General features: G+C 68.9%; 20 protein-coding genes. 7 read left to right on the forward strand and 13 right to left on the reverse strand.

Annotated features, from left to right (window positions below; genetic code table 11):
• The first annotated feature begins 11 nt into the window (after positions 1-11).
• On the forward strand, positions 12-401 hold the full coding sequence (gene speD, locus OG804_RS13330; protein WP_328397369.1) for an adenosylmethionine decarboxylase: 390 nt from the start codon (positions 12-14) through the stop codon (positions 399-401).
• Positions 402-429: 28 nt separating this feature from the next.
• Here the strand turns inward: speD and OG804_RS13335 are convergent, their stop codons facing one another.
• Complete coding sequence (locus tag OG804_RS13335) at positions 430-1,071, reverse strand: DUF5134 domain-containing protein (RefSeq protein ID WP_328397371.1); 642 nt, start codon at positions 1,069-1,071, stop codon at positions 430-432.
• A 189-nt stretch (positions 1,072-1,260) separates the two neighbouring features.
• Here OG804_RS13335 and hrpA point away from each other — a divergent pair, with 189 nt between their 5' ends.
• Positions 1,261-5,487 (forward strand): ATP-dependent RNA helicase HrpA, encoded by a 4,227-nt coding sequence (gene hrpA, locus OG804_RS13340; RefSeq protein ID WP_328397373.1) that lies wholly within the window; start codon positions 1,261-1,263, stop codon positions 5,485-5,487.
• A gap of 76 nt (positions 5,488-5,563) precedes the next feature.
• Here hrpA and nrdR read toward each other — a convergent pair whose 3' ends face one another.
• Both nrdR and OG804_RS13350 read right to left on the reverse strand, forming a co-directional pair.
• Positions 5,564-6,031, reverse strand: coding sequence for a transcriptional regulator NrdR (gene nrdR / locus OG804_RS13345; protein WP_328398368.1), 468 nt, complete (start codon positions 6,029-6,031; stop codon positions 5,564-5,566).
• Between the two features lie 203 nt (positions 6,032-6,234).
• The gene (locus OG804_RS13350; RefSeq protein WP_328397375.1) at positions 6,235-6,753 is read right to left on the reverse strand and encodes a hypothetical protein; all 519 of its coding nucleotides are present in this window, start codon (positions 6,751-6,753) and stop codon (positions 6,235-6,237) included.
• A gap of 213 nt (positions 6,754-6,966) precedes the next feature.
• On the opposite strand from OG804_RS13350, the gene lexA reads away from it, so the two are divergent.
• Together lexA and OG804_RS13360 are read left to right on the forward strand one after the other, a co-directional pair.
• Positions 6,967-7,698, forward strand: coding sequence for a transcriptional repressor LexA (gene lexA / locus OG804_RS13355; RefSeq protein ID WP_442941817.1), 732 nt, complete (start codon positions 6,967-6,969; stop codon positions 7,696-7,698).
• 83 nt (positions 7,699-7,781) lie between these two features.
• A complete protein-coding gene (locus OG804_RS13360) occupies positions 7,782-8,531 on the forward strand; it encodes a histone deacetylase (protein ID WP_328397377.1) in 750 nt (249 codons plus the stop codon).
• Here OG804_RS13360 and OG804_RS13365 read toward each other — a convergent pair.
• On the reverse strand, positions 8,479-9,345 hold the full coding sequence (locus tag OG804_RS13365; protein WP_328397379.1) for a helix-turn-helix domain-containing protein: 867 nt from the start codon (positions 9,343-9,345) through the stop codon (positions 8,479-8,481). The genes OG804_RS13360 and OG804_RS13365 overlap by 53 nt on opposite strands.
• Before the next feature lie 104 nt (positions 9,346-9,449).
• On the opposite strand from OG804_RS13365, the gene OG804_RS13370 reads away from it, so the two are divergent.
• Together OG804_RS13370 and OG804_RS13375 are read left to right on the forward strand one after the other, a co-directional pair.
• A complete protein-coding gene (locus OG804_RS13370; RefSeq protein ID WP_328397381.1) occupies positions 9,450-10,241 on the forward strand; it encodes an SDR family oxidoreductase in 792 nt (263 codons plus the stop codon).
• A 10-nt stretch (positions 10,242-10,251) separates the two neighbouring features.
• Positions 10,252-11,331, forward strand: a complete 1,080-nt coding sequence (locus OG804_RS13375; protein WP_328397383.1) for an NAD(P)H-dependent amine dehydrogenase family protein — start codon at positions 10,252-10,254, stop codon at positions 11,329-11,331.
• Positions 11,332-11,381: 50 nt separating this feature from the next.
• Here the strand turns inward: OG804_RS13375 and OG804_RS13380 are convergent, their stop codons facing one another.
• From OG804_RS13380 to OG804_RS13420, 9 genes are all read right to left on the reverse strand, one after another.
• Positions 11,382-12,017, reverse strand: a complete 636-nt coding sequence (locus OG804_RS13380; protein ID WP_328397385.1) for a hypothetical protein — start codon at positions 12,015-12,017, stop codon at positions 11,382-11,384.
• 62 nt (positions 12,018-12,079) lie between these two features.
• Entirely contained in the window at positions 12,080-13,075 is a 996-nt protein-coding gene (locus tag OG804_RS13385; RefSeq protein WP_328397387.1) for a lipase family alpha/beta hydrolase, read from the reverse strand.
• Positions 13,076-13,605: 530 nt separating this feature from the next.
• Positions 13,606-14,751, reverse strand: a complete 1,146-nt coding sequence (locus OG804_RS13390) for an acyl-CoA dehydrogenase family protein (RefSeq protein ID WP_328397389.1) — start codon at positions 14,749-14,751, stop codon at positions 13,606-13,608.
• Positions 14,752-14,941: 190 nt separating this feature from the next.
• On the reverse strand, positions 14,942-15,844 hold the full coding sequence (locus OG804_RS13395) for a lysophospholipid acyltransferase family protein (RefSeq protein ID WP_328397391.1): 903 nt from the start codon (positions 15,842-15,844) through the stop codon (positions 14,942-14,944).
• Between the two features lie 123 nt (positions 15,845-15,967).
• The gene (hflX, locus tag OG804_RS13400) at positions 15,968-17,548 is read right to left on the reverse strand and encodes a GTPase HflX (RefSeq protein ID WP_328397393.1); all 1,581 of its coding nucleotides are present in this window, start codon (positions 17,546-17,548) and stop codon (positions 15,968-15,970) included.
• 60 nt (positions 17,549-17,608) lie between these two features.
• Positions 17,609-18,490, reverse strand: coding sequence for a diaminopimelate epimerase (dapF, locus tag OG804_RS13405; RefSeq protein ID WP_328398372.1), 882 nt, complete (start codon positions 18,488-18,490; stop codon positions 17,609-17,611).
• A gap of 74 nt (positions 18,491-18,564) precedes the next feature.
• Entirely contained in the window at positions 18,565-19,398 is an 834-nt protein-coding gene (locus tag OG804_RS13410; protein ID WP_328397395.1) for a TrmH family RNA methyltransferase, read from the reverse strand.
• On the reverse strand, positions 19,395-20,378 hold the full coding sequence (gene miaA, locus OG804_RS13415; RefSeq protein ID WP_328397397.1) for a tRNA (adenosine(37)-N6)-dimethylallyltransferase MiaA: 984 nt from the start codon (positions 20,376-20,378) through the stop codon (positions 19,395-19,397). The genes OG804_RS13410 and miaA overlap by 4 nt, the downstream gene beginning before the upstream one ends.
• The gene (locus OG804_RS13420; protein ID WP_442941818.1) at positions 20,375-21,103 is read right to left on the reverse strand and encodes a hypothetical protein; all 729 of its coding nucleotides are present in this window, start codon (positions 21,101-21,103) and stop codon (positions 20,375-20,377) included. Before OG804_RS13420 ends, miaA begins: the two co-directional genes overlap by 4 nt.
• Positions 21,104-21,557: 454 nt before the next feature.
• On the opposite strand from OG804_RS13420, the gene OG804_RS13425 reads away from it, so the two are divergent.
• Entirely contained in the window at positions 21,558-22,946 is a 1,389-nt protein-coding gene (locus OG804_RS13425) for a DUF349 domain-containing protein (RefSeq protein WP_328397401.1), read from the forward strand.
• The last annotated feature ends 55 nt before the right edge of the window (positions 22,947-23,001 follow it).

A 23,001-nucleotide genomic window follows, 5' to 3' on the forward strand; every position in this document is an offset into this window, starting at 1 on the left:
CGGCGCCACCGGTGACGAGTGAGGCGGGGATAGTGGCGGCGGAATTCACCGGCCGGCATGTGCTGGCCGAGTTCGGCGGGGTCGACCGCGCGCTCTGCGACGATATCGGCCGGTTGGAAGCCGCGTTGCGCCATGCGCTGACGACCGCGGGTGTCACGGTGTGCGAGGTGGTCGGCAAACAGTTCGTTCCGCACGGGGTGACGGTGCTGGCGCTGCTGGCCGAATCGCACGCCTCCCTGCACACCTACCCGGAGACCGGGGATATCTTCGTCGATGTGTTCACCTGCGGAACCGCGGCCGACCGCGCCGGGGTGGTGGCCGAGCTGCTGTGCGCCGCGCTCGTGCCGGAGCATGTCCGGATCTCGACGGTGGTGCGCGGCCGGGCCGCGGCGGGCGCCTGAGCCGATACTCCGACGACAGCGGTGCGGATCATGCGAGGGCGGCCGCGATCAGCATGTACGCCATCCCGAGGTCCATGATCAAGTGCGGCAGTATCGCGATCGGTACGGCGCGGCCGGAGATCGGTGGGGCCGGATGCGCCGACCACCAGTGCCCCCGGTGGCCGCGGGCGGTGGCGATGACCACGGCCGCGTCCACCACGAACAGTGCCGCGAAAGCGAGCACCACGGCCGCACCGGGCCCGCCCGTGTGCCCGGCGCCGGAATGCCCCGACATGGTGACGAGCATTACCCCGGCCGCAGCGAGGTGATATCCGATCGCCGCCACCCGGTGCCCCGGCCGCCCCTGGGGGCCGCGATACCGCCGCGCCAGCCGATCGACCAGCAGGAGCGTGAACACCAGGGTCATCGCGAGTAGCACCCCGTGGAGTGCGTGGGCGCTCACCTGGTCCGGGAACAGCACCATCACCAGCATCACCCCGCACATCAGCAGGTGTGCCGCGTCGGATTCGTGGTCGGCGCCGGCGGGAGTGCATCCCCCGGCGCCACCGTGATCGCCCGCCGGGATCGGCTCCGCGGCCGTCACTCGTGCCAGCACCACCAGGGCCGAGACCACGAACACCGCCGCCACCAGGGCCCGGACGCCCGCCTGGTCCAATACGAATCCGGCCATGCCGCACCGCCTTTCGCGGATAACACGCAACGCAACCATATTCGCACGACACCCCGGGCCCCGTGCCCGTTCGATCGGCGGGATACCGTGCCGACCGCGGCGAATCGGCCTCACTCGTCGCACGCCCCGCCTGGCCGGTCCGGGCCGCGACCGGGTTGTGCGGCGGGTTTGGATAGGCTGGTCGACGCAATGACCAGGACCGCAGTCACGCACCGGGAGCTCCGCGACCGGTTGGCATCCCTCACCCTCCGCGACGAACACCGGCTGCACCGGCAGCTGGATCGAGTACGCGGCGGCGACCTCACCCGAGTCGAGTCCGAGATCACGGCCGCCGAAGCACGGATCGCGGCCCGTCACGCCGCGCTACCGGTGATCACCTATCCGGAACAGCTGCCGGTGACCGCTCGCCGCGACGATATCGCCGCAGCCATCGCCGCCCATCAGGTGGTGGTCGTGGCCGGCGAGACCGGGTCCGGCAAGACCACCCAGATTCCGAAGATCTGTCTGGAGCTGGGCCGGGGCATCCGGGGTGCGATCGGCCACACCCAGCCGCGGCGGCTCGCGGCGCGCACCGTCGCCGAACGAATCGCCGCGGAGTTGGACACCGAACTGGGCGACACGATCGGTTACACGGTCCGGTTCACCGATCATGCCGCCGAACACACCCTGGTCAAGCTGATGACCGATGGCATCCTCCTCGCGGAGATCCAGCGGGACCGGTTGCTGCGCGCCTACGACACGATCATCATCGACGAGGCCCACGAGCGCAGTCTCAATATCGACTTCCTGCTCGGCTATCTGAAGCAGCTGCTGCCCCGACGGCCGGATCTGAAGATCATCATCACCTCGGCGACCATCGATCCGGAGCTGTTCGCGCGGCATTTCGCCGACGCGTCGGGCACGCCGGCGCCGATCGTGGAAGTCTCGGGCCGGTCGTATCCGGTGGAGGTCCGGTACCGGCCGCTGGCCCTGCCCGCCCCGGCGGCGGAGGACGAGGAGGAAGAACACCGGCCGGTGGACCGGGATCCGGTCGATGCGATCTGCGCGGCGGTGACCGAACTGTTCGCCGAGGGCGACGGGGATGTCCTGGTGTTCCTGTCCGGTGAGCGGGAGATCCGCGATACCGCCGATGCCCTCAACGATCTGAAGCTGTCGCGTACCGAGATCCTGCCGCTGTACGCGCGACTGTCGGCGGCCGAACAGCACCGGGTGTTCGCCGCGCACACCGGCCGTCGGGTCGTGCTGGCCACCAATGTCGCCGAGACCTCGCTGACGGTGCCCGGGATCCGGTATGTCGTCGACCCCGGGACCGCTCGGATCTCACGCTATTCGATGCGCACGAAGGTGCAGCGCCTGCCGATCGAATCGATCTCGCAGGCCTCGGCCCGGCAGCGGGCGGGCCGCTGCGGCCGCGTCGCGGACGGTATCTGTATCCGCCTGTACTCCGAGGACGATTTCGAGTCCCGGCCGGTGTTCACCGATCCGGAGATATTGCGCACCAATCTCGCCGCGGTCATCCTGCAGATGACCGCGCTCGGGCTCGGCGAGATCGAACGATTCCCTTTCGTCGAGGCCCCCGACAACCGCGCGGTCCGCGACGGTGTCGCCCTGCTCGAAGAACTGGGCGCACTGGCCCGCCGCGCGCCGGAGCAGCGCGTCTCCGAGAGTGCGACGCCGGCGGACCAGGATTCGGGAACCGCCGACTCCGGCGCGGATTCCGCGGAGCAGGGAGCTTCGGGGGCGGTCCGTTCCAGTGGGTCCGGCCGGCCGTCCACCTCCGGCCCTGTACTCACGCCGACGGGCCGGGAGATGGCGCGGCTTCCGGTGGATCCACGGATGGGTCGAATGCTGGTCGAGGCCCATCGCACCGGCTGCCTGGCCGATGTGCTGGTGATCGTGGCCGCGTTGTCCATCCAGGATGTCCGGGAGCGGCCCGCCGACCACCAGCAGGCCGCCGACGCGCAGCACGCCCGTTTCCTCGTGCCGAACTCCGATTTCCTGGCCTACCTGCGGTTGTGGGAGTACCTCACCGGGCAGCGCCGGACGCTGTCGGCCAACCGGTTCCGCCGGATGTGCCGGGAGGAGTTCCTGCACTATCTGCGGATCCGGGAATGGCAGGATCTCTACGGCCAGCTGCGCACCATCACCAAGGGAATGGGCTGGTCGCTGCACGGCGTCACGACCGGTTCGGCGGCGCGGGACGAATCCGGGCCGGCCGCACAGCCCGCGAGACCCGCGGAGTCCCGTCGGCGGCGCGGCGGCGCGAAACCGGAACAGGACCGGCCCGGCACCGAACGGGCCGTGAGCGCCGCCGCGGCGCCCGGGCCACGGCCGGTCGAGGAGATGACGCCGGACACCGATCCGTGGGACGCGAATGCCATCCATCAGGCGCTGCTGTCGGGCATGCTGTCGCATATCGGGGTACGCGAGGCCGAATCCCGTGAGTTCCTGGGCGCACGCAACGCGAAGTTCATGGTCTTTCCGGGGTCGGCGCTGGCCAAGAAGCCGCCGCGCTGGGTGATGGCGGCCGAACTGGTGGAGACTTCACGCCTGTGGGGCCGGATCGCCGCCCGAGTGGAACCGGAATGGGCCGAGCACCTCGCCGGCGATCTGGCGAAACGTATCTACTCCGAACCTCATTGGTCGTCGAAACGCGGCGCCGCGCGCGCCTATGAGCGCGTCACCCTCTACGGCGTCCCACTGGTGACCGGAAGACCCGTCGACTACGGCCGGATCGACCCGGAGGTCTCCCGGGAGTTGTTCTTGCGCCATGCCCTGGTCCAGGGCGAATGGCAGACCCGGCACGAGTTCTTCCACCGTAATCGCGCACTGCTCGACGATATCGCCGACCTCGAGCACCGGGCCCGGCGCCGCGATATCCTCGTCGACGACGAGGTTCTGTTCGAGTTCTACGATCGCCGGGTGCCGGCCGATATCGTCTCGGTCCGGCATTTCGACAGCTGGTGGAAAACGGCCGCCCGCCAGGATCCCCATCAGCTCGATTTCACCACCGATACCGTGGTCAACGAAGGCGCGGATCGACTGGACCCCACGGCCTTCCCGGACGTCTGGCGCCAGGGCGAGCTGTCGTTTCCGCTGACCTACCAGTTCGAACCGGGGCAGGCCGACGACGGGGTCACGGTGCGCATCCCGGTGGCCCAGCTGGCCCATGTCCGGGCGGTCGGGTTCGACTGGCTGGTCCCCGGTATGCGTGCGGAACTGGGCGCCGCACTGATCAAAACCCTGCCCAAACAGTTGCGCCGCAGCGTCGTCCCCGCACCGGATTTCGCCACCGCCGCGCTGGCCGCCCTCACCCCGCGCGCCGAACCGCTGCGCACCGGGCTGGCCCGCGAACTCACCCGGCTCGCCGCCACGCCGATCACGCCCGGCGATCTGGATCCGGCCGCCCTTCCCGAACATCTCCGGATGACCTTCGCCGCCACCGACTCCGACGGGCGGATGCTGGCCACCAGCAAGAGCCTGGCACAGTTGCGCACCCGGCTGGCCGACCAGGTGTCGGCCTCGGTGGCCGCCGCGACGGCAGGCGCCGAACGAGCGCCTGCCACCGTGTGGACCTCGGAATCCCTCGGCACCCTGGACTCGACCGTGCGCCGGGAGGTCGGCGGCCAGACCATCACGGGATACCCCGCTCTCGTCCCGGAGGCCGAGGGGGTCGCCGTCCGAGTGCTCAAGACACCCACCGAGCAGGCACGAGCGATGCGCGCCGGAACCCGCGCACTGGTGTTGAACGCGATCCCCACCTCGGTGCGCGGCGTGACCGCCGGCCTGTCGCCGGCCGACCGGCTGGTGCTCAGCCAGAATCCCTATGGTTCGGTGGACGCGCTGGTCGAGGACTGCCGGGCCGCTGCGGCCGACCAGCTCATCGGGGCCGCGGGCGGACCGGTACGCGACCCGGCGCAGTTCGACCGCCTGCTCTCCGCGCTGCGCCCGAAACTCAACGATGTGGTCACCCGGATCATCAGGTTGGTCGTCCCGGTGCTCACCACAGCGCATCAGGTCTCGACGGCGCTGGACGGGGTCCGGGAGACCGATATCGCCGAGGATGTGCGGGAACAACTGGCGGATCTGCTGTTCGACGGCTTCGTCTCCGAATGGGGACCGGTCCGGCTCCGCGAACTGCCCCGGTATCTACGTGCGGCCGGTGTCCGGCTCGCCGCATTGCCCGGTTCGGCGGTCCGGGACAGGCAGGCCATGGCGGAGGTCGATACCGCACTGGCCGCCTACGATCAGCTGCTCGCGCGGCTGCCGGAAGCTCGGCGGCGTGCGCCCGAGGTCAGCGAGATCTGGTGGATGATCCAGGAATTGCGGGTGAGTCTGTTCGCCCAGAAGCTGGGCACTCCGTATCCGGTGTCGGCGAAACGGATCCAGAAGGCGATCGCGGCCGTCCGCCGCTGACCCGCGGCGCACCGGTCTCCCCGGTAACGCGCGTCCGCATCTCGCGGTCGCGGCCGCCGCGCGGATCCGTGCGGTATCAGTCTCCCGCGACGACCGCCTCGCGGGCCGCCCGCATATCCCGGATCTCGCGTTCGAAATCCTCGGCGGAAGTGAAGGATCGATAGACCGAGGCGAAACGCAGATACGCCACCTCGTCCAGTTCGCGTAGCGGCCCGAGAATCGCCAGCCCGACCTCATGACTCGGCACTTCCGGCGCCCCCTTGGCCCGTACCGCGTCCTCCACCTGCTGCGCGAGCAGGTTCAGCGCGTCGTCGTCGACCTCGCGCCCCTGGCAGGCACGACGCACCCCGCGGATGACCTTCTCCCGGCTGAACGGCTCGGTGACACCGCTGCGTTTGACCACTGACAGGATCGCCGTCTCCACCGTGGTGAACCGGCGGCTGCATTCCGGGCACGCCCGTCTGCGGCGAATGGCGGCGCCCTCGTCGGCCAGTCGCGAGTCGACGACCCGGGAGTCGGGGTGTCGGCAGTACGGGCAGTGCATCCGGGGTCCTTCGTCGCTGCGGACGCTCGCGGCCGAACCGGCGCCGGTCGCAGATCCGGCGAGCGCGGGTACCGGGTGGGTTCCCGGTAGCGGGTGGGCCGGTGGCGGGCACCGGACCGTATGCATAACACATCGAGGATACCGGCACGGGGTGTGCGATGGTTCCCCTCACCCCGGATCCGGATGCGCGCGCCGCCGCCACGCTATCGGGATCCGGGCGTATCGGCAGCCGGATCGGGCACCGCCGCGGCGGGCAGCGGCGACGGAATCGGCTGGGGCGCCGGGTCCGGAGCCCGCAGATGTGCCAGCGCGAGGAAGGCGACCACCACCATCGCGGTGATCACGGCGGTCAGCGCGGTCGCGGCATAACCGGCGCGAGCTCGCTCGACCAGATCGCCGGGGACCGGTGGCCGGGGCAATGGACGGACGGCGGGACCGCGCCGCGGAACGGAAGCGGGCGCCCGGCCGACCAAGCGGTGACCGTCCGCCCTGCCCCGCCGCGGCAGCGCGGAACAGGGGCGGGGCGGGTGATCGCGCCGGGTGTCCGGCGCCGGCAACCCGCCGTCGGCCGGGACTTCTGTTCCGGTCTCCCCCGGCGGGATCGGAACAGGAAGAGCCCGGGCGGCGGCGTCTTCCCACATGCCGGGGCCGGACACGCTGGTGATGGTGGTGTTCATCGGATAGACCTCCATGCTGGTCGCTCGCGGAACCAAGTGCGGCATTCGATCAAATGTTCGACGAACTGATGTTCGATTTTTACCACGCGAGAGGGATAATGTCAGTAGCGACACCGGACATACCTCGAACAGATGTTTGATAGATCGGATAGCGCGGACTAGATTCACTGCGACATCAAACTTCGGGCACAGCCGGTCCGGGCCGTCTGCCGGAACGGCGGACACCGGGCCGGAGACCGACGAGAAAGGGCGGTTGTGGTGAGCCAGACAGATGACACGGGTGCCGGGCCCGGCCCCGGCACCGTACCGGCGACAACCGGGGTGGATCTCACCGCGCGTCAGCGCAAGGTGCTCGAGGTCATCCGCTCCTCGGTGAGCCTGCGCGGCTATCCGCCCAGCATTCGCGAGATCGGGGACGCGGTGGGCCTGAACTCGACCTCCTCCGTCGCGCACCAGTTGCGCACCCTGGAACGCAAGGGGTATCTGCGCCGCGACCCCAATCGCCCACGCGCCGTGGATGTGCGCGGCATGGACGAGGCCGTCCGGTCGGTGACCACCCTGACTCCCGCCGACGCCCGGCAGCCCGCGGTGGCCGCCGACGGCACCGATCAGCCGATTCCTACCTATGTGCCGGTGCTCGGGCGTATCGCGGCCGGTGGCCCGATCCTGGCCGAACAGGCGGTGGAGGATGTTTTCCCGCTGCCCCGCGAACTGGTCGGTGAGGGTTCGCTGTTCCTGCTGAAGGTGGTCGGTGAATCCATGGTCGACGCGGCCATCTGCGATGGCGACTGGGTGGTCGTCCGGCAGCAGAACGTCGCCGACAACGGCGATATCGTCGCGGCCATGCTCGACGGCGAGGCGACCGTCAAAACGTTCAAACGCAGCGGTAAGGATGTCTGGCTGATGCCGCACAATCCGCACTTCGAGCCGATCCCGGGCAATGACGCGCGCATCCTCGGCAAAGTCGTCACCGTAATCCGCAAGATCTGAACCGCGCGCCCGCGCACAGGAATGCGCGAGTAGCCGTGCGGTCCGGCCGCGCGGCTTCCCGGCGGCGGAATCGAGGTGATCGGATGGGATTCCACGACTTCGCGACCGCACGTCCGCGGGCCGCGCTCGACAGGCCGGCGACGCCGGATCTGGTCTGGTACGCGGCCTACGGATCCAATGCGAACCCGGCCCGCCTGACCTGCTATCTCACCGGGACCGGCCCGTCCGGCGCCGCGCGCGCGGCGCCCACCTCGCCGCGGGCAGCCGCATCCGGCCGACGCGGCTGCCGCGATCGCACACCACCGGCGTACTCGATAGGTCTCGTGCTTCCCGGGTTGCTGTACTTCGCCACGGAATCGGCGATCTGGACCGGCGGCCGCGCCTTCTATGATCCGGCCGCTCCCGCCGAGACGCCGGTCCACGCCTATCTGCTCACCCGGGGGCAGTTCAGCGATATCGCCGCCCAGGAGATGTACCGCCCGGCGGGAATCGATCTCGACCTCACCGAAGCCGTGCGCACCGGCCGCTCCCGGCTCGGTCCGGGCCGCTACGAAACCCTTGTCTGCCCCGGCACATACGCGGGCCTGCCGATCGTGACCTGCACCGCCGCGTGGCGCTGGCGCGATATCGGCGGTAACTCCCCGGCCACGGCCTATCTCCGCCATATCGCGACGGGTCTGCGCGCGGCCCATCAGTGGTCGATCGGTGAGACAGCCGTCTATCTCGCCAGTCGTCCGGGCGCCGACGGCCGGTGGACCGCCGACACCGTGGCGGCGCTGCTCACGGCCCCGCCTGCAACGCCACCGAGATCGCCTGGGCTCCCGCGCGAATGACCTCGATATAGCGCCACCTGTCCTCCGGGCCCGCCGCCGCACGCAGCGGCCCCAATTGGACCTCGAAGGGCACCTGGTCACCGCAGAACACCGGCGCGGACACATAGCTGAGCGGCAAGGGGGTCCGGGTTCCTACATCGGTCTCGGTATACGCCCGGGCAGTCAACCGCCCCAGCTGGCGTAATACCTTGGCCCGGAGCGCGGGTTGCAGTAGTTCGGCTCCGAGAGCGCCGAGCAGTTCGGCGAGTACATCGACGAGTCCCGCGTCATCGGCCTCCGGGCGGAACATCGCGAAACCGTGCGCCGTGACGAAGTCGAGCAGTTCCCTCGGTCCCGAGCGCGCACCGGCCGTACCCAGCCAGCGTTCCCGTTCCGCGGGTGCCCGCCACGGCATCACCGACGCACCGGCCGGATAGACGACCGGGATCGATTGCCCCACCGACAAGCCTGGAACGATCCGGTCGCCCGCGTACTGTTTGGCGACGATCGTGAGGCGATCGTCGGCGATCCGGCTCAGGGTGGCCCCGCACCCGGCGGCGTCGGCCAGGGCCGCCAATTCGGCGCCGACCGCGACAGCCGACGCGGGTTCGGCGGCCGACAACCGGGCCAGGGCCGGCCCGCGCCGGTAGGCCAGGCTCGCGTCACGGATCACCCACTGGGCCGCGCACAATTCGTTGAGAACCGCGGTCACCGTCGCCCGGGCCAGCGACAGGTGTTCGACGATCTCCGAAACGGTGAGCGCCCGATCGGATTCCGCGAGTAGTTCGACCACCGACACCACGCGGCGTGTCGGCGGGGACCCGGCAGTCGCCATCTCCCGCTGCTCCCTTGTCGCCCGGTGACCCGGGATCTACACTGCATCGACTATTCGTTAACTGAACGTCGACTATTCGTCACCAGCGTACGTCAGGAGAATCCATGATTCTGGACCGGTTCCGTCTCGACGACCGGGTCGCCATCGTGACCGGCGCGGGACGCGGGCTCGGTGCGGCGATCGCCCTCGGTTTCGCCGAGGCGGGGGCCGACGTCGTGATCGCCGCCCGCACCGAATCCGATCTGACCACCGTCGCCGAACAGGTGCGCGCGGCAGGCCGCCGGGCCCATATCGTCACCGCCGATCTCGCCGACCCACAGTCCTGCGCCGCACTCGCGCAGACCGCGGCGGCGGAATTCGGCCGGCTCGACATCGTCGTGAACAATGTCGGCGGGGCGATGCCCACACCATTGCTGGACACCACTCCCGATGCGCTGACCAGGGCGTTCGACTTCAATGTCGCCAACGCCCACGCCTTGGTCAGGGCGGCCGTCCCGATCATGCTGGAGACCGCCGCCGGCGGTTCGATCATCAATGTCACCTCGACCATGGGCCGGTTGCCGGGCCGGGCATTCGCCGCTTACGGCACCGCCAAGGCGGCGCTCGCGCACTACACCCGACTGGCCGCCATGGACCTGTGCCCACGGATCCGGGTGAACGCCATCGCGCCGGGGTCCATCGCGACCTCCGCTCTCGAGATCGTCGCGACCGACGAGAACCTGCGCGGTGCCCTGGAACGGGCGACACCGCTGCGCCGGATCGGCGATCCGGCCGATATCGCGGCCACCGCTCTGTTCCTGGCCTCCCCGGCCGGCGGCTACCTGACCGGGAAGGTGATCGAGACCGACGGTGGTCTGATCGCCCCGAATCTCGATATCCCGATCCCCGATCTGTGAGGAGAATCCCGTGACCTGTCGCGTAGTGCACTGGGGCACCGGAAATGTCGGCACCCACGCCCTGGCCGGAATCATCGACGACCCTCGGCTCGAACTGGTCGGCGTGAAGGTGTCCAGCAGCGCGAAGGAGGGCCGCGACGCCGGTGAACTGGCCGGACTCGAGCTGCGCACCGGCGTGGTGGCCACCACCGATTCGGCTGCCCTGCTCGCCCTGGCACCGGACTGCGTGGTGTACACCGCGATGACCGACAACCGCCTGGTCGAGGCGCTCGAGGAGCTACGGACCATACTGGCCGCCGGAATCAATATCGCCGCCAGCGCCCCCGTTTTCCTGCAGTACCCGTGGCAGGTGCTGCCCGAATCCATGCTCGCTCCGATCGAGGAGGCCGCCGCGGCGGGCGGGGCCTCACTGTTCGTCAACGGTATCGATCCCGGATTCGCCAACGATCTGCTGCCGCTCGCCCTCGCCGGTACCTGCCGGCGCGTCGATCAGATCCGCTGTATGGAGATACTCGACTACGCGACCTACGACAATGCCGCGGTGATGTTCGACATCATGGGCTTCGGCAAGTCACTGGACGAGACACCCATGCTGCTGCAACCCGGGGTGCTGTCCCTGGCCTGGGGCAGTGTGGTGCGCCAGTTGGCGGCCGGACTGGGCGTCGAACTGGACGCGGTCACCGAGACCCATGAGCGGCTCCCCGCAGCGGAGGATTTCGAGATCGCCGCGGGTCCGGTCGCGGCCGGGACCACGGCGGCCATGCGCTTCGAGGTCCGCGGAATGGTCGGCGACCGGGTGGTGACGGTGCTGGAACACATCACCCGGCTGCGGGCCGATCTGGCTCCCGGCTGGCCGCAACCTGCGCAGGAGGGCGGCTCCTATCGGGTCGAGGTCACCGGTGAACCGAACTACGCCATGGATCTCTGCCTGTCCAGCGATAACGGCGACCACAACCATGCGGGGTTGGTGGCCACGGCCATGCGGGTCGTGAACGCGGTTCCCGCGGTGGTGGCGGCCGCGCCGGGTATTCGCACGACTCTGGATCTCCCGCTGATCACCGGCCCCGGGCCCCGGGCGACCGGATCCTGATTCCGGGCAGCGGCGGATCGCCGCGGGGTCGGCCCGCGCAGCACGGGCCCTCAGCAGAAGGTGATGACGGTGCTGTTGGCCACCGAGACCCGGGCCGCCTCGTAGAAGAGCAACCACGTCTCCCGTTCGCGGTACAGCGGATGCTCGGCGGCGGCGTGCTCCCGGTGCAGTCGCTCGATTTCGGAATCGGGTAGCTCGCCGTCGACCAGCGTGATGCCGAGATACGTTGCCACATAAACGAGTTCGCGCAGCAAGCCCGTGCTCGATCCGACCATGGTTCCGGGAAGACCGAGTTCGTCGTCCGGATAGAGAACTTCGTCGAACTCGACCGGCACGTAGTAGCCCTCACAGTCCGAATGGCAGAGCAGATGGGACTCGAACATGTAGGTCAGGGCGTCGACAGCTGAGTCGTCGGCCGGATCCTCGCCTTCGGCCACGGGCGCCAACGGTTGATCGGGATATTCGTGAGCCCGCGCGTAGGCACGCCGCAGGTAGTGCACGAAGCTGTAGGGGACACTGCCGAGCAGGGACCGCGAGGTCGCCGACCCGACGGCTGTCGGTTCGTCATGGATCGGCAGCCCTTCGCCGGCCAGCAGTTCGTTGAGCGCGCGGAGATCGTTGCGAACCTCGTCGAGTTCCTCGGGGTCGTTGTCCTGCAGTGCTTCCGCGTAAATATGTGTTGCCACAGCCAATCCCATGCGCCCGAGAGTAATGCGCACGGGTGACAGGAATCGAGATCGGCGGGAGCTCAGCTGTTACGCGGCCGACCGGCGCAGTCGATCGATGTACCCGCTGCCGGATCCAGCGCGGCGAGCACGTATTGCGCGACCACCGGATCGGAGGCCGCGGTGAAATGCTCGAACAACGCGTCCGGGCACCGGTCCTGCACGACGATATTGGTGACATTCGGTGCGACCGGACCCAGGCCGCTGGTGAAGGGGACCACGAGTTCGTCGTAGCGGGTCGTGATGAAGGTGTAGTCGACAGTCGGTTCGTAGGCGACGCCGGAGTTGAGTTCGTTCATGAGGTCCGATCCCCGCACCAGATCATTTCCCCCCGGCGTCGAACCCAGCTCCAGCGAAACACGGTCCACCAGTTCGGCGACACCGAGTTCGGCGGCGAGATCGGTCATGGTCGCTGTGCCCAGGACATCGGTGCCGTTGTTGAGGGGTGTGATGTTGACCGATTCGGCGACTTTGCCCGCGCCGCCGAGGAACTTGGTGTAGTAGCGCGCGACCACCGTTCCCATCGAATGCCCGACCAGGTTCACCTGCCGCGCGCCGGTGGCCTCGAGTACGCGGTCCACGAACGGCGCGACATCACGCTGCGCCGAGACCCGGATCTCGGCGCCGCCCGGTGTCGCCGGGCCGGGCGCCGCGCCCAGACCGTAGGTCAGCGAGAACACGCAGTACCCGTTATTGGCCAGCAGCGGAGCAAGGGTCTGCCAATTACCGGCCTGACCTGCGGTGTAACCGTGTAGCAGAACCACGGGTTCGGGATGCGCCGCGGCGGGCCGGCACTCCCAGTCGTTGGCGCCGGGCGGCGACGAGACCACATCGCCGTAGGAGGCGAGGGCGGAGCGGGTGGCTGCGGCGCCGAGCGGCACCGGCAGTTGCGGCGCGGCCTGCGCGAGGCCCGGCGCCGCCACCCCGCACACCACCCCGCACACCGCTGCGAACAGGGCTGCCGCCCGGCGAATGCGTGCGAAGCCGGACGGAGGAAAGAAGCGAGATCCGACGATCACGGGATGTCTCCTGACAGGGCGAACAGAACCACCTTGTCGTAACACGGCGCCGGGTCCGGTCGGATCGACTTGCCCAAATTTGGTACAAAATAATTGACATGTACCTATTGGGATTCCGGTAGCAACCGCCGAAAAACCAACGGATATGCCGTAGCGATAGCGGGCCGCGGCTCAATCGCGGGTTCGGCCTGCGGTGATGGCCGGATGCTGGTTGGCTTGGCTGCCATCGTTATTGGTTGATGTGTCGGAGGTCAGGTGCGTGGCGGCGCAGGCCCAGAACGCGAGCGGCATGGGCCGATCATAGTGGCGACCCGTAGGCATAGACGTCGGACGCGACGCGGACCTGCTCCCCTGGTCGTGGACGCGGGATGCCTCGCCGGCAGCTACGCCATATCCGCCCGATTTTCGGCGGTTACTACCGGAACCCCCTATTGGGAGAGCGGCCCGAAGACGCGAAAAGGGGCGGACCCCCGGACAACCGGGAGACCCGCCCCATGCATGGTGTCGGTGCCGCGAACCCGACCGTGCGATCAGGACAGTTTCAGGCTGCGCCCGATGATCTCTTTCATGATCTCGGTGGTGCCGCCGTAGATCGTCTGCACCCGCGCGTCCAGATACGCCTGGGCGATCGGGTATTCACGCATGTAGCCGTAGCCACCGTGCAACTGCAGGCAGCGATCGATCAACTCGACCTGCTCTTCGGTACTCCACCACTTGGCCATCGCCGCGTCCTCGGCGGACAGGGTGCCCGCATTGAGCTCGGTGATACAGCGGTCTACCAGCACCCGCACCGCAGTGGCCTTGGTGGCGAGTTCGGCGAGGACGAACCGGGTGTTCTGCAGGGCGCCGATCGGTTTGCCGAATGCCTTGCGATCCCGGACGTACTGACAGGTGTAATCCAGGCAGGTGTCCATGGCCGCGGCCGCCATGACAGCGATCGACAAGCGCTCCTGCGGCAGGTTCTGCATCAGGTGGATGAAGCCCTTGCCCTCTTCGCCGAGCAGGTTGGCGGCGGGCACCCGGACATCGGTGAAACTGAGCTCGGCGGTGTCCTGCGCCTTCAGGCCCAGCTTGTCCAGGTTCCGGCCGCGTTCGAAGCCCGCCATACCGCGTTCGACCACCAGCAGGCTGAAGCCGAGCGCGCCCGCCTCGGGGTCGGTCTGGGCGACCACGATGACGATATCGGAGTTGATGCCGTTGGTGATGAAGGTCTTGGCGCCGTTGAGCACCCAGTCGTCACCGTCGCGCACCGCACGGGTCTTGATGCCCTGCAGATCCGAACCGGTACCCGGTTCGGTCATCGCGATGGCGGTGATGAGCTCGCCGGAACAGAACTTGGGCAGCCACCGCTGCTTCTGCTCATCGTTGGCCAGCTCCAGCAGGTACGGCGCGATGACATCGTTGTGCAGCCCGAACCCGAGCCCGGAGTACTGACCGCGGACCGATTCCTCGGTGAGGATCGCGTTGTAGCGGAAATCCCGCACACCGCCGCCGCCGTATTCCTCCGGCATCGCCATCCCCAGGAAGCCCTGTTTACCGGCCTCCAGCCAGACGGCACGGTCCACTACGCCCTGTTCCGCCCACTGGTCGTGGAACGGCGCCACATGTATCTCGAGAAACTTGCGGTACGACTCCCGGAACAGCTCGTGCTCGGGCTCGAACAGTGTGCGCTCCACACCAACCTCCTAGTGAACACTCCCGACGGGACCGCACCGGCCCGTCGCTGTGATCCACCGTACCCGGAGCGCGAATCGTTGTTCACTTCGCTGTCGAAATCAGCTGGTGTTCAGGTGCGAGGTCCCACATCTGCGCCACCGTGCCATTCACCGGAGGCCACGGGAACCGGAGCGCTGAGAACCGGAGCGCTCAGACGGGCAGCAGTTCACGAAGCCGGCCGCCGAGCGTCCGGCCACGATCCCCGGTCCGGTGATGCAGCAAGTAGAGGATCTCTTCGCGCAGGGCCTTGCGCACCATCCGCGAGAGCTGATCGGCGGCCTCATCGAGATCGGCGGCGTCACGCCACGGGCCCGGATCGATCGGCGCACCGGCCGCGAAATAGAACCGCTCGGGGCGCGGCAACGGCGTGAGCCCCACGCCGCGCACCAGCGGCGGGGTGAGTTCGGTGTGGATACCGAGCGCCTCCACGAGTGCGCGCAGCGGGCGCAGCATCAGGTCGTCCTTGTCGGCGACGATGTCGTATGCGTCGTCGATACCGATCATCGCCACGGGCACGATCGGCGCACCGCATTCGATCGCCATCCGCGCGAAGCCGGTGCGACCCTCCCAGCGCAGCGCGTACTTCTCCCCCTTCCGGCGGATCGCCTCACGGCCCCCGCCGGGAAAGACGAGGACCGCTTCCCCGCGTTCGAGCAAAGTCCGGCAGTTGTCCCGGGTCCCGCGCACCGAACCGTAGTAGTGCAGGAGATGCCGCACCCCTGGAACAGCGATCAGCAGGTTCTCGGCGAGACCGCGGATCAGCCGGCCACGAGTGCGCAGCACCTCGGGCAGCAGCAGCGGCGCGTCGATCAAGCCCAGCAAATTGTGGTTGGCGACCAGCAGCACCGGCCCGTCGGCGGGAATGTTCTCCAGCCCGAGGAACCGGGGACTGCTCCAGGCCCGCAGCGGCGCCAGAGCCGCCTCGAGGACACGCAGGTCGATCGCGCCGAGATCGACCGATACCGGCGCCCCGTCGCTCAGCCCGGCCCGGTCCAGCAGCGCGCTGCGCTGTCGTTCGTCACCGCCGATAGGGCGGCGGCCATTTTGTGACATACAACCCTCCTGAAGTCGATTCATTCCGATTGTGAATCGACACGGGCGGATATCACAGACCTTTATGCGAAGTCCCACACTTTTGCGACCAGTCTTAGCCGGGGCGACTTCCGCTCGTAACGGCTACGCCTCGACCGCCCCCGCATGGGCGTAGGCGGAAAGCGCCGCTGCCAGCGAACTCGGCACTCGCGCCTGGACCCGGGTCCCGTTCTCGGTGTGCTCGGAACGCGAAATCCGACCGTCGGCGTGGATTCTGGCCAGCAGATCGCCACGAGTGTACGGAAGTAGCACGCTCACTTCCACATCCAGCCCGCCCAGCACCTCGTCGAGCCGGCTACGCAAGCGCTCGATACCGAGATCCTTGTGGGCGGAGACGAATTCGGCGCCCGGCAGCAGTGCGCGCAACCGGGTCAGCCCCACCGGATCGATCTCGTCGATCTTGTTGACCACCAGCAGTTCCGGTGGCGCGGCCCGGCCGGACTCCCGCACCACATCGGTGATCACCTCACGGACCGCCTTGATCTGCTCGGTGGGCAACGCATCGGAACCGTCCACCACGTGCAGCAGTAGATCGGCGCCGGTGACCTCCTCGAGCGTAGAACGGAATGCCTCGACGAGCTGGGTCGGCAGATGCCGGACGAAACCGACGGTATCGGTGAACACCACTTCGCGGCCGTCCTCGAGCTGCGTACGCCGGGTAGTCGGATCCAGGGTGGCGAACAACGCATCCTGAACGAGGACTCCGGAGCCGGTGAGCGCATTCATCAGACTCGATTTACCGGCGTTGGTGTAGCCGACGATCGCCACCGACGGCACACCGCTGGAAGTGCGGCGCGCGCGTTTCGTATCGCGGGCGGTTTTCATCTCACGGATCTCGCGACGCAGTTTGGCCATCCGCTCACGGATCCGGCGCCGGTCGGTTTCGATCTTGGTCTCACCCGGACCGCGCAGGCCCACGCCACCGTTGCTACCGGCACGACCACCCGCCTGCCGCGACATCGACTCACCCCAGCCACGCAGCCGCGGCAGCATGTACTCCATCTGGGCGAGCGCGACCTGCGCCTTGCCCTCACGCGAGGTGGCGTGCTGGGCGAAGATATCCAGGATCAGCGCCGTCCGGTCGACGACCTTGACCTTGACGACCTTCTCCAGCGCGGTCAGCTGGGCCGGCGTGAGCTCACCGTCGCAGATCACCGTATCCGCGCCGGTGGACAGCACCACCGCGCGCAGTTCCTCGGCTTTGCCCGAACCGATATAGGTCGCCGGATCGGGTCGCTCGCGGCGTTGGATGAGCGCCTCTAGCACCTCGGAACCGGCGGTTTCGGCGAGGCGGGCCAGTTCGGCCATACTCGCCTCGGCACGCGCCACACTGCCCTCGGTCCACACACCGACCAGTACGACCCGTTCGAGACGCAGCTGGCGGTATTCGACCTCGGTGATATCGGTGAGCTCGGTGGAAAGGCCCGCGATACGGCGTAGCGCGGTGCGTTCGTCCAGTTGGAGTTCGCCGGTGGTCGGATCGGCCGACCAACCGGACCTGCGGGCGCCCGATGCGAATCCGTACGCACCCCGGCTCTCGGCACCCGCGTCGATATCGTCGACGGTCTCGACATGTTCCGCGTCCATCTGCTCCGCGTCCATCGATTCTGCGTCGAACGATTCAGGGGACCGATCCGTGGTCCCGGAAATGTCAGAATTTCTCATACACCATCCATGCTGCCACCGATGCGCTGGTCGGCGCATGTGAATTTCCCGGCGAGACCGTTAGCGGGCGTCCCACCAGTCCGCGGCCAGACGACCGGTCGCGACCAGTTCGGAGGGCCCGCGCAACCAGGCCGCGCCGCCGTCCACCCCGACACGGACCTGTCCGCCCGGCACCCGGACACCGACCTCGCCGGTCCCGTTCGCGAGATCGAAACCATCCGCGACCAGCGCCGCGGCCGCCGCGGCGACGGTTCCGGTGCCACACGAGCGAGTCTCGCCGACACCGCGTTCGTACACGCGCATATCCACCGCACCGTCGGTGTCCAACCCCGTCAGGATCTCGACGTTCACCCCGCGCGGGAACATGTCCGGGTCGTATCCGGGCGGCGCCGTGAGATCGAGTTCGGCCAGCGCGGCAGCCGAGAGACCTGGGTCGACGCAGGCCAGATGCGGGTTGCCGACATCGACGCCCAAACCCTTGTATCCCCAGCCGGCGATCGTGGCCGTCGACTCACCGAGCACCCGCACCCGGCCCATATCGACAGTCACCTCCCCGGTGACAGCACCCGCGGCGTGTACGACGACCGGGCGGGCGCCCGCCCGGCTGCCCACTACGAACCGCTGTTCACCGACCAGCCCCCGAGAAACCAGATAGTGGGCGAAAACCCGCACACCGTTCCCGCACATCTCCGCGATCGACCCGTCGGCGTTGCGATAGTCCATGAACCAGTCGTCCGGGCCGACACCCTCGGGGTAGTCGGCGAGCACACCGGCCGCGAGCAACTGCCCGGCCCGCGCCACCCGCAGCACGCCGTCGGCGCCCAAACCGCGGTGCCGGTCGCACAACGCCGTGACCCGGTCCACGGTCAACTCGAGCCGCACCTCGGGGTCGGGCAGCACCACGAAATCGTTCTGGGTGCCGTGGCCCTTGGTGAACTCGATTGCGGTCTCGGTCCTGGTGCTGGGCACGTCGGGGCTCTTCTCCACGTCGGGTCGGTTCTCCTCGTCCGGAGTTCTCATCGGGCAAACGTCCGGCGCTGCCGGGAAATTTCGTACAGCGCCACCGCCGCGGCCGAGGGCGCCCCGAGCGAGCTGGCACTGCCGCCCATCGGGATGGTGACCGTATGGTCGCAGGCCGCGAGCCAGGCCGCGCTCATTCCACTGGTCTCGTTACCGACCACCAGGATCGTGGCGTCGACCAGATCATCGTCGAAGATCGCCCGATCGCCGTGTTCGTCGGTGCCGACGATCCGGGTGGGCACACCTCGGCGAACCTGCCGGTCCCGGAATTCCAATACTTCCGCCGGACCCGACACCCGAAAGACCGGCACGGAGAACAGCGACCCGGTGGAGGCACGGACGCAGCGCGGGTCGTACTGGTCGGCACCGTGCCCCGAGACCACCACGGCCGACGCCCCGAAGGCGTCCGCGGAACGGATCAGCGTCCCGAGGTTGCCCGGCGAATTGGGCCGGTCGAAGACGACGACCACCGGCGACTCCCCGGGATCGCCGAGTTCACCGTCCGCCAGCTCACCGCCCGCGTATTCCGCGACGGCCACCAGTTCAGGCGGCGCACCGGTTTTCTCCCCCAGCTCCGCCATCAGCTCGGGCGCCAGCCCGACAGCCGGAACCGCAGCAGTATCCAGGACTTCCCGCGCCCAAGCGGACAGCCCCGGATCACCCAGCCGGTACAGCAGCGTCTCCAACGGCCAGTCCTGCGCGAGGGCCTGTGTGATCGGCCGGACTCCGTGCACGAGAAAGCGGGCGTCGCGGTTGCGCTTGGCACGGTTGTCCAGATAGGCCGTCCACACCTGGACGGCGGCGTTTCGCCGGTGGATCTGCCGGGTCACGACCGGGTTCGCTCCTTGGTCAGTGGATCGGGCCCGCTGGATGCGGGCCCGGTCGATTCTCGCCCGGCCCAGTCTGCCAGCAGCGACAGAGCGGTCTCGGCAGCGGCCGGGTCGGCGCCGTCGACCCACCGGACGCGGGGATCGCGCCGGAACCACGAGCGCTGCCGCCGGACATAGCGACGGGTCCCGATGAAGGTGCGCTCGCGCGCCTCGTCCAGGTCGTACTCACCGTCCAGAAACGCCAGCACCTGCGCGTAGCCGATGGCCCGGCGCGCGGTCTGCCCCGCTCGCAGTCCCTGGTCGGCCAATCCGCGCACCTCGTCGACGAGACCCTGCTCGAACATCGCCGCGGTACGCCGCGCGATCCGCTCGTCCAGTTCCGCGGTATCGCGGTCGACCCCGAGGATCCGCGTTCCCCACCGGGGTTCCCCGATAACCGGCGCGGACGCGGCGAACGGCCGTCCGGTGAGTTCGACGACCTCGAGCGCGCGCACCATCCGCCGGCCGTCGGTGGGCAGGATGGTCGCGGCGGCGGCAGAATCGGCTCGCTGCAGGGCCTCGTGTACGGCGGACGTCCCCCGCTCGGCCAGCAATAGTTCCCATTTCGCCCGGACGACCGGGTCGGTGGCCGGGAATTCCCACTGGTCGAGCAGTGCCTGGACGTACATCATCGATCCCCCGACCACGACCGGAGTACGCCCGCGCGACGAGATCGCCTCGATATCGGTGGACGCGGCCGACTGATATGCCGCGACTGTCGCCGTTTCGGTGACATCGAGGACGTCGAGCTGATGGTGCGGGATCCCGCGCCGCTGCTCCGGTGGCAGTTTTGCGGTGCCTATGTCCATACCCCGATACAGCTGCATCGCGTCGATGTTCACGATCTCACCATCGAGCCGGCCGGCCAGTTCGAGGGCCAGGTCCGATTTACCGGTGGCGGTCGGCCCGACCACCGCGACCGGCCGCACGAGCCCCGTCACCGGTGCCCGCCGGGCCGCCACAACCCGGCGAAACAGCCGACACCGAACGGCGCGTCCCGATAGCGCTCGGACGCCGCCGGTGGTTCGGAATCTGCCGCGAACAGCCCCGCCAACGCCTGGTACGCCGCCCGGCCCGACACCATGAGATCAGCGCACAGGGCAGGATCCAGGGCCAGCAGCGCGGACCGATCACCAGCGCTCGCCGCCCGGTCGAGCTCGGTCTGCACCTGGGCCGCTCGCGGGTCGAAATAGCCGGGCGACGCGGTCGACAGGGTCGCCGCGCCGTCGGCGACGACCAGTACACCCTGTGGTTCGTCCGCGGCGTCGAGTTCGGCCCGGAGTTTCGCGCCGATCTCGGCGCAACGCGGCATCGACGCGTCGGCCGCGACCATCCGCGCCGTCGCGGCCGCGTGCGGCGCCACCGCCCCGCGCAGCCAGGCCGCGATGAGCACCGCCAGCGGCAGGTCCGCGTCGGGCGCGGCCGATACGTCCGCACTCGGCCCGCCCAGCGCCACGCGCACATCGACGCCGAAGCCGCGGAAAGTGCCGACCGTGTCGGCGTCGTAGGTCGCCTCGGCGGGCCCCACACCCAGCACGGTCCAGTGCGGCGTCGCCTCCGCCAGCGCCGCCCCCACACCGAGCACGGCCGCCCGTAGCCGGTTCAGCGCCGCCTCCGGTGTCGCCACCGCGCCCGGGACCTCCGCCGGATCGGGGACGGGACCCATACCGGCACCCGCCGCCCCGCCGCACAAATCGGGGACCAGGACGGGCGGCGAGGGGATCAGAGCCGCAAGACAGAACACGCAGTCAACCGTAGCCCGTGCCCACCGACCAGGGACACGGTCGGTGCGCCCGGGGCCCGCGCGCACCGAGCGCGGTACGAGTGTCTCTCCCGGAAACCCGGTGCCAATTGCTAGGGTGCGAAGTATCCGGACCAGGTATTACAGGTCCGGATCCGCAGGTCCGGCGAGATGCCGGTGTGGTTGCCCGGAGTGCTTCCGGGTTGAATGGGAAGAGCGTTCGGCGACACGAACGAAACGCACGATACGTCGACCTCGGTACAGCCGACACGGGCAGACGTAGCCAGAATGAGCGGGCGTAGCCAGAATGAGCAGAGCATAGCCAGAATGCGCAGCGCGTAAACCAGGCAGCCGTGACGCGCGGCAGGGACGAGGAGCAATGACCCACAGCAACGGAACCGCCAAACCCGGCCCGGGCAACCCCGGTCGACCGTCCACCGCTCCCAAGCCCCGTAGCCGTCCCAAACCCGGCGAGTCCCACCCCACTCCGGCCGCGATGAAATCCGCCGGGGCGGCCACCGAACATCCGCACCCGGTGGTCGTGCCGACCGCCACCGACCCCAGCCGCTGGGGCCGCGTCGACGAGGACGGCACCGCCTGGGTCAAAACCTCCGAGGGCGAACGCGTCGTCGGCTCCTGGCAGGCCGGTAACGCCGCCGAGGGGCTGGAGCATTTCGGCCGCCGGTTCGACGACCTGGCCACCGAGGTCGCGCTGCTCGAGGCCCGGCTCGCCGCCGGAACCGACGCCCGCAAGACGAAGGCCGCCGCACTCGCCCTGGCCGAAACGCTGCCCACGGCGGCGGTGATCGGCGATATCGAGGGTTTGTCGGCCCGGCTCGACGCCATCGCCGAACACTCCGACGAGGCGGCCGCGCACGCCAAAGAGGAGAAGGAACGCACCCGGCACGAGCACACCGAACGCAAGGAAGCGCTCGCCGCCGAGGCCGAGCAGATCGCCGGCGAATCCACCCAGTGGAAGGCCGCCGGCGACCGATTGCGCGAAATTCTCGACGAGTGGAAAACCATCCGCGGGGTCGATCGCAAGGTCGACGACGCCCTGTGGCGCCGTTACTCGAAGGCGCGCGAGGCGTTCAACCGCCGTCGCGGCGCTCATTTCGCCGAACTCGACCGGGAACGGGCGGCCGCCAAGGTCCGCAAGGAAGAATTGTGCGTCCAGGCCGAGGAACTGTCCGCTTCCACCGACTGGCCGGCCACCGCCGCGGTCTTCCGGGAGCTGCTGGTCGAGTGGAAGAACGCCGGCCGGGCGCCCCGGGAAGCCGACGAGGCCCTGTGGCGGCGATTCAAGAGCGCCCAGGATGTGTTCTTCGCCGCACGCAACTCGGCGGCCTCCGAACGGGATGCCGAATTCGCCGATAACGCGGTCGCCAAAGAAGAACTGCTCAGCAGCTACGAACCGGGTATCGACCCGGACGCGGATCTGGAGGGCGCTCGAGCGGCGTTGCGTGACCTGCAGGAACGCTGGGATGCCATCGGCAAGGTCCCGCGCGAGCGCATGCACGATCTGGAGAGCAAACTGCGCGCGCTCGAGAAGCGGGTGCGACAGGCGGCCGACGCCCAATGGCGGCGCACCGATCCGGAGGCGCTGGCCCGGGCGGCGCAATTCCGGGAGCGGGTCGCCCAGTTCGAGGAACAGGCCGCCAAGGCCGATGCCGCGGGCAAGACCCGCGACGCCGAGAAAGCCCTCGCGCAGGCCCAGCAGTGGCGGGAATGGGCCGACGCGGCAGAGGGCGCGGTCAGCAACCTCTGAACTGCTCCGGCGTAGCCGGGTCCCCGCGCTCAGCTGCCGCGGTGACCCGGTGGTG

Origin of the sequence: Nocardia sp. NBC_00416 (genome assembly GCF_036032445.1) — a bacterium.
In the GTDB taxonomy this organism is placed as follows: domain Bacteria; phylum Actinomycetota; class Actinomycetes; order Mycobacteriales; family Mycobacteriaceae; genus Nocardia.

What these genes read in the sequence shown, in the direction of transcription:
- OG804_RS13365 (WP_328397379.1), bottom strand. Translation starts at nt 9,345, where the DNA reads ATGGCGACTGCCGGGTCCCCGCCGACACGCCGCGTGGTGTCGGTGGTC.
- OG804_RS13370 (WP_328397381.1), top strand. Translation starts at nt 9,450, where the DNA reads ATGATTCTGGACCGGTTCCGTCTCGACGACCGGGTCGCCATCGTGACC.
- OG804_RS13350 (WP_328397375.1), bottom strand. Translation starts at nt 6,753, where the DNA reads ATGCCGCACTTGGTTCCGCGAGCGACCAGCATGGAGGTCTATCCGATG.
- hflX (WP_328397393.1), bottom strand. Translation starts at nt 17,548, where the DNA reads ATGAGAAATTCTGACATTTCCGGGACCACGGATCGGTCCCCTGAATCG.
- OG804_RS13335 (WP_328397371.1), bottom strand. Translation starts at nt 1,071, where the DNA reads ATGGCCGGATTCGTATTGGACCAGGCGGGCGTCCGGGCCCTGGTGGCG.
- OG804_RS13425 (WP_328397401.1), top strand. Translation starts at nt 21,558, where the DNA reads ATGACCCACAGCAACGGAACCGCCAAACCCGGCCCGGGCAACCCCGGT.
- OG804_RS13420 (WP_442941818.1), bottom strand. Translation starts at nt 21,103, where the DNA reads ATGGGTCCCGTCCCCGATCCGGCGGAGGTCCCGGGCGCGGTGGCGACA.
- OG804_RS13395 (WP_328397391.1), bottom strand. Translation starts at nt 15,844, where the DNA reads ATGTCACAAAATGGCCGCCGCCCTATCGGCGGTGACGAACGACAGCGC.
- hrpA (WP_328397373.1), top strand. Translation starts at nt 1,261, where the DNA reads ATGACCAGGACCGCAGTCACGCACCGGGAGCTCCGCGACCGGTTGGCA.
- OG804_RS13360 (WP_328397377.1), top strand. Translation starts at nt 7,782, where the DNA reads ATGGGATTCCACGACTTCGCGACCGCACGTCCGCGGGCCGCGCTCGAC.
- nrdR (WP_328398368.1), bottom strand. Translation starts at nt 6,031, where the DNA reads ATGCACTGCCCGTACTGCCGACACCCCGACTCCCGGGTCGTCGACTCG.